7 protein-coding genes are annotated in these 5,708 nt (G+C 77.7%); 3 read left to right on the top strand and 4 right to left on the bottom strand.

Features of this window, described 5'->3' with window-relative positions; genetic code table 11:
* A partial coding sequence (locus PYV61_RS19985) for a protein kinase (protein ID WP_275834922.1) occupies positions 1–497 on the top strand: 497 nt, incomplete at its 5' end.
* Here the strand turns inward: PYV61_RS19985 and PYV61_RS19980 are convergent.
* Positions 484–969 (bottom strand): CHRD domain-containing protein, encoded by a 486-nt coding sequence (locus PYV61_RS19980; protein WP_275834920.1) that lies wholly within the window; start codon positions 967–969, stop codon positions 484–486. The two genes, PYV61_RS19985 and PYV61_RS19980, sit on opposite strands and share 14 nt — an antisense overlap.
* 143 nt (positions 970–1,112) lie before the next feature.
* On the opposite strand from PYV61_RS19980, the gene PYV61_RS19975 reads away from it, so the two are divergent.
* The gene (locus PYV61_RS19975; RefSeq protein WP_275834918.1) at positions 1,113–1,622 is read left to right on the top strand and encodes a Rieske (2Fe-2S) protein; all 510 of its coding nucleotides are present in this window, start codon (positions 1,113–1,115) and stop codon (positions 1,620–1,622) included.
* Positions 1,623–1,644: 22 nt separating this feature from the next.
* Positions 1,645–2,178, top strand: a complete 534-nt coding sequence (locus PYV61_RS19970) for a gluconokinase, GntK/IdnK-type (RefSeq protein WP_275834916.1) — start codon at positions 1,645–1,647, stop codon at positions 2,176–2,178.
* Between the two features lie 7 nt (positions 2,179–2,185).
* Here PYV61_RS19970 and PYV61_RS19965 read toward each other — a convergent pair whose 3' ends face one another.
* The 3 genes from PYV61_RS19965 to PYV61_RS19955 all read right to left on the bottom strand — a co-directional run.
* Positions 2,186–3,577: a gluconate:H+ symporter gene (locus PYV61_RS19965; protein WP_275834914.1), complete on the bottom strand. Its 1,392-nt coding sequence runs from the start codon at positions 3,575–3,577 to the stop codon at positions 2,186–2,188.
* 38 nt (positions 3,578–3,615) lie between these two features.
* Positions 3,616–4,521, bottom strand: a complete 906-nt coding sequence (locus PYV61_RS19960; protein ID WP_275834912.1) for a DUF5715 family protein — start codon at positions 4,519–4,521, stop codon at positions 3,616–3,618.
* A gap of 109 nt (positions 4,522–4,630) precedes the next feature.
* Positions 4,631–5,708, bottom strand: a 1,078-nt coding sequence (locus PYV61_RS19955; protein WP_275834910.1) for a GGDEF domain-containing protein, incomplete at its 5' end; no start/stop codon positions are given.

Below are 5,708 nucleotides of genomic sequence, written 5' to 3'. Positions count from 1 at the left end.
TCGCGCTGGCCGGGCAGCTGGCGTGCGCCGTCGCGGCCGCGCACGCGCAGGGCGTCGTGCACGGCGACCTGCGCCCCGAGAACCTGCTGCTGCGCGTGGACGGGGTGCTGAAGGTCGTCGACTTCGGCGTCGCGGCCGCGCTGCGCCACGCCGCCCCCGCGCCCGCCGCGGTCGGGGAGCGGCGCATCGCCGGCGCCGTCGTCGGCGCCCCCGAGTACCTGGCGCCCGAGGTGCTGCTCGGCGCGCGCGCCGACGCCGGCGCCGACCTGTACGCGATGGGCGTCGTGCTCGGCGAGTGCCTGGCCGGCGCGACGGCGTTCCCGGTCGACACGCCGCAGGCGTTCATCGCGCGCAAGCTCGACGCGTCGGCGGCGCACGACGACGCGCCGCGCACCCTCGCGGGGCTGGCGGGGTGGCTCACCGCCGCCGACCGCGACGCGCGCCCGCGGTCGGCGGCCGAGGTGCTGGAGGCGCTGGAGCGGCTCAGCCCCCCGTGAGCCGCAGCTGCCCGCGCACCTCGCCGGCGCCGAACTGCGCGGTGTGCACGTTCACGTAGGCCAGCCCGTTCCGCATCAGCGCGACCAGCGAGTCGAGCGAGATCGGCGCGCGCCCGCCCTGCCCGACGATGTCGGCGGCGCCGAAGGTGCCGGAGAACGTCCCCGACGGGCCCGTGACCGCGGCGGGGTCGAAGTTCACGATCACGCCGGCGGCGGTGTTGGCGTCGCCGGGCGCGTGGATGTGCGCGAAGCGCGGCGCGCCGGTGAGCCCGCTCACCGTGACCTCGTAGGCGACGCTGGCGCCGTTCACGACGACGCGCGCCGAGCCGGTGGCCGGCGTCGCCACGGGCGTCGGGCGCTCGGCGGCGCCGGTGAGCGTCGCGGTGAACGTCGGCGGGCCGGGCGGCGTGGGCTCGTCGTCGTCGCAGGCGAACAGGAGCGCGAGCGCGGGGAGCGCGAGGCGGAGGCGCATGGCGGGATCCGGTCGGAGGGTGGATGGCGCGCGCAGGGAGACGGCGGCACGCGGCGCTTCATTCCCTCGCGCCGCGGCGGGAATAGCGGGCGCGCCCGCGCCGTCTGCGCCGGAGGAACGTCCGCCACCCGAACCCGGATGCCATGCCCGCGCTCCCCGTCCTCTCGCCCGCGCCGCTGACGCGCCGCGACTTCGTCGGCGCCACCACCTGCTCGCTGGTCGCCGCGGCGCTGGCCGCGTGCGGCGGCGGGGGCGGCGACGGGCCCGCCGGGCCGGGCGGGCCGACAGGCGGGGTCGGCGTGACGCCGACCGGCGCGACCTTCGCCAACAACGTCCTCACGATCCCGCTCGACCAGAACACCGAGCTGGCCGCCGCGCGCGGCTACCAGATCGTCGGCAGCGTGGGCGGGCAGCAGGTGAACGTCATCGTGATCCGCGTCGGCGACGGGGCGTTCCGCGCGTTCTCCAGCATCTGCACGCACGAGGGGTGCACCGTCGGCTCGTTCGACGGGAGCCGCATCACCTGCCCGTGCCACGGCTCGCAGTACGACGCCGGCGGCGCGGTGGTGGTGGGGCCGGCGACGCGCGCGCTCGCCGAGTACCGCGTGGCGTTCGACGCCGCGGCGCGCACCGTGGCCGTGACGAAGGGGTGACCGCGGGCGTAGCTTCCGCGGCATGGAGCGCCCTCCCGCGCCGGGCCGCGTGGCGGTCGTGATGGGCCCCGCCGGGGCGGGGAAGACCACCGTCGGCGCCGCGCTCGCGCGCGCGCTCGGCTGGGCGTTCCACGACGCCGACGACTTCCACTCGGACGACGCGCGCGCCCGCATGCGCGCCGGCGTCGCGCTCACCGACGCCGAGCGCGCGGCGCGGCTGGCGCGCCTCGACGCGCTGGTCGCGCGCATGGTCGACGGCGGAGGCTCGGCGGTGCTCGCCTGCTCGGCGCTGCGGCGCGCGTACCGCGCGGCGCTGCTCGCCGACACCGCGCACCCCGACCGCGTGCTGGTCGCGTTCCTCGACGCGCCGCGCGACGTGCTGGCGGCGCGGCTCGCGTCGCGCGCGGGGCACTTCTTCCCGCCGGCGCTGCTCGACAGCCAGCTGGCGACGCTCGAGCGCCCCGGCCCCGCCGAGCCGGCGACGACGCTCGTGGTGGACGCCGCGCGCCCGGCCGACGCGATCGTCGCCGAGCTGGCGGCGGCGCTGCGCGCCTAGGTCGGCGCTACGCCAGCGCGCGGATCGCCAGCGCGGCCCCCAGCCCCGCCAGCGCGACCAGCATCTCCATCACGCTCCAGGTGGCGAGCGTCTCGCGCACGGTGAGGCCGAAGTACTCCTTGAACATCCAGAAGCCGGTGTCGTTGAAGTGCGAGAACATCAGGCTCCCCGCGCCGGTGGCGAGCACCATCAGCTCGGGGCGCACGCCGCTCGCCGCCGCCATCGGCGCCATGACGCCGGCCGTCGTCATCCCCGCCACCGTCGCCGAGCCGACGGCCAGCCGCAGCAGCGCCGCCACGCCGAACGCGAGCACCAGCGGGTCGAGCGCCAGCCCCGTGGCGCGCGCCGCGATCCACTCGGCGACGCCGCCGTCGCGCAGCACCTGCGAGAACGCGCCGCCGGCGGCGATGACGAGCAGGATCGTCGCGATCGCCGCCGCCGACGCGCCGAGCGACTTCATGACGTCGTCCATCGTGCGCCCGCGGCGGAGGCCGAGCAGCCAGACGCCGAGCAGCACCGCGAGCATCAGCGCGACGGTGGCGTTGCCGAGGAACTTGGCCGCCACGACGACGCGCCGCCCCGCCGCGTCGGGGACCGTCTCGGCGAGGCGCGCGGCGAAGTCGACGTCGGCGCGCATCGGGTCGAGCGCCGCGGTGCCCATGGCCACGTCCACCACGGAGCCCACGAGCATCAGCAGCACCGGGAGGAGCACCACGAGCAGGCCGACGCCGAGCCCCGGGAGGTCGGCGCGCGCCGTCGCCCGCGGCGTGAACAGCCCGGGGGGCGGCTCGGTCGCGCCGCGCGCGGGGAGCAGCCGCGAGAACCCGATCCCGCCGATCAGGATCGCCGGGATCGTCGCCACCAGCCCGACGAGCAGCGTGCGGTTCACGTCCGCGCCGTAGGCGAAGGCGACGAACGTCGGCGCGGGGTGCGGCGGGAGGAAGCCGTGCGTCACCGACAGCGCAGCGGCCAGCGGCACGCCGACGCGCACCAGCGGGAGCCCGGTCGCCGCCGCCACCGCGTACACCAGCGGGATGAGCAGCAGGAACCCCGCGTTGTACAGCATCGGGAGCCCGACCAGCAGCCCGGTGAGCGCCATCGCGTACGGCACGCGGGCGCGCCCGAAGGCGTCCACCAGCCGCGTCGTGATCGCGTGCGCGGCGCCGCTCTCGTCGACCAGGCGGCCGAGCATCGCGCCGAACACCAGGACGAGGGCCACGCTCCCCAGCGTGTTCCCGACGCCGCGCAGCACCGACCGCAGCGCCTCCAGCACGTCCATCCCGTTCAGCAGCCCGACCGCGAGCGCCGTCAGGAGCAGCGCGAAGAAGGCGTCGAGCTTCGCCGCGAGGAGCAGCGCCAGCATGAGCGCGACGGCGACGGCGACCCACAGGAGTGGCATGCGCCGAAGCTACCGCGCGGGCGGCGTCACCGCCGTCGCTACTGCCCGGCCTCGACCTCGGGGGCGGTCGGGAGGACGAGGCGCTGCCCCGGGCGGATCGCCGGCTTCTTCATCCGGTTGGCGGCCAGCAGCTGCTTGACCGTCACGCGGTTGGCGCGCGCGATGTCCCACAGCGTGTCGCCGTCGCGCACCTTGTAGCGGCGGGCGGGCGCCTTGGCGAGCGTGCGGGCGGACGTCCGGCCGGCCGCCTTGCGGCGCGCCGCGACGGTCGTGACCCGCGACGGCGCGGCGGGCTTCGCGCCCTTGGTCGCCCGCGTCGCCGTGGCCGCCGCCACGACCTTCGCGACCTTCGGCGCCGCGCCGCGGCGGTGGGCGGCGGCGTACTGCCGGAACGACGTCGAGAAGACAGCGACGTGGAAGTGCGGCGGGCGGCGCTCCTCGATCGCCTCGACGACCCCCGACTCCTCGAGCTCCAGCAGCGCGCCGCGCAGCCACTTCAGGCAGCGCCCCGTCGGCTTGCGGAGGTCGACCGCCATCCCGGTGGGGTGCACGCTGAGCGCGACCGAGTTGGACGGCTGCCGCGTGGCCGGGCGGGCGGCGCTGGTGACCATCAGCGGCTTGCCGCACGCCAGGCGGTGCCGCGCGCCGAGGACCTCGACGAACTGCTTGGTCGCCGGGGTGACGTAGGGGAAGGCGACGTTGCGGAGCACCACGTCCTCCCCCGCCTGCAGCGCCACCAGCCGCCCGAAGCGGGCCGACGCCTCGACCTCGTCCGGGGTCTCGTGGAAGGAGAGCCCCTCCTCCATCGCCCCCTGCCACATCCGCTCGACGCTCTCCGGCGATCCCCGCAGCGACTGCGCGCGCGCCGGGCCCGCCGCGGCCGCGAGGGCGGCGAGGACGAGGACGGGCGCGCGCAGGGGACCGCGGGCGACGGGGAGACGCATCGGGGCGGGGGGCGGAAAGGGCGGTCGGAACCTGTCCGAACGGTACTGAGGACGCGCGGGGGAGTCCATCGGTCGTCCGACCCACCCGCGTCGCCGGGAGTCTCGGCGGCTACGCCGCGCTGCGGCTCCCGTCGTCGTGGGAGGCGGCGCGGGTCAGCGCCCCCGAGGCCAGCCAGGCGGCGACGTGCTCGGGCGCGGGGGTGGCGGTCGGCGCGGTCAGGCGGCGCGCCGCCGAGTACCCGACCCAGGCGTCGCGCCCCGACGCCTTGGCGGCGTAGAGGGCGTGGTCGGCCAGGGCGACCGTCCCCTCCCACCCCCAGCGGGTCCCGGCCGCGTCGCGCGGCGCCACGGCGAACCCGACCGAGCAGCGCACCCGCAGCACCGCGTCGCCGCCGAGCAGCATCGCGTGGGCGGCCACGGCGCCGCGGAGCCGGGCGGCGGTGGCGGCGGCGGCCCGCGGCGACGCCCCGCGGCAGACGACCAGGAACTCCTCGCCCCCCCACCGCACGACCACCTCGTCGCCGCCGACCGCGCGGCGCGGCTGCCCCGCCAGCTCGGCCAGCAGCCGGTCGCCCGCGCCGTGGCCGTAGGTGTCGTTGACCCGCTTGAAGTGGTCGACGTCGAGCAGGAGGAACGCGAGCCCGTCGCCGCCGTCGCTCTCGCGCGCCACGCGCTCGCGGACGAAGCGGCGGTTGGCCGCCCCCGTCAGCGGGTCGGTGAGCGCGAGGACCTCGTCGCGGCGCGCGTCGCGGCGGCGGCGGCGGTAGGCCAGCACCCCCGCGGCGGCCAGCAGCACGGCGACGGCGGCCACCGCGTCGCGCTGCGCCGCCCGGCGCCGCGCCTCCAGCGCGCTCAGCGCCTGCGCGTGGCGCAGCGCCTCGATCTGCCGCTCGCGGCGCTCGGTGGCCGCGCGCTCCTCCAGCGTCGCCACGCGCCGCAGCATCGCCGCGTCGAGCAGCGAGTCGCTCATCGCCTTGTAGCGGCGGTACGAGGCCAGCGCGTCGTGCGGGCGGCCGTCGGCCTCCTGCGCGTCGGCCAGCGCCTCCCACGCGCGGCGCACCAGCTCGCGCGAGTGCATCGCCAGCGCCGCCTCCCGCGCCTCGGCCGCCGCCGCCCCGGCGGCGCGCAGCCGCCCGCCCGAAGTCGGATCGTAGCCATGTCGTTCTGTGAGCCAAGGAGTTGAGACC

It is taken from the genome of Roseisolibacter sp. H3M3-2, assembly GCF_029211165.1.
Taxonomy (GTDB): Bacteria; Gemmatimonadota; Gemmatimonadetes; order Gemmatimonadales; family Gemmatimonadaceae; genus Roseisolibacter.
The sequence above is the reverse complement of the archived record's forward strand: the minus strand, read 5'-3'. Positions and strand labels throughout refer to the sequence as shown.

Bases quoted from the DNA above. Each gene is read 5' to 3' on its own strand.
- PYV61_RS19980 (WP_275834920.1), bottom strand. From the start codon at position 969: ATGCGCCTCCGCCTCGCGCTCCCCGCGCTCGCGCTCCTGTTCGCCTGC.
- PYV61_RS19975 (WP_275834918.1), top strand. From the start codon at position 1,113: ATGCCCGCGCTCCCCGTCCTCTCGCCCGCGCCGCTGACGCGCCGCGAC.
- PYV61_RS19970 (WP_275834916.1), top strand. From the start codon at position 1,645: ATGGAGCGCCCTCCCGCGCCGGGCCGCGTGGCGGTCGTGATGGGCCCC.
- PYV61_RS19965 (WP_275834914.1), bottom strand. From the start codon at position 3,577: ATGCCACTCCTGTGGGTCGCCGTCGCCGTCGCGCTCATGCTGGCGCTG.
- PYV61_RS19960 (WP_275834912.1), bottom strand. From the start codon at position 4,521: ATGCGTCTCCCCGTCGCCCGCGGTCCCCTGCGCGCGCCCGTCCTCGTC.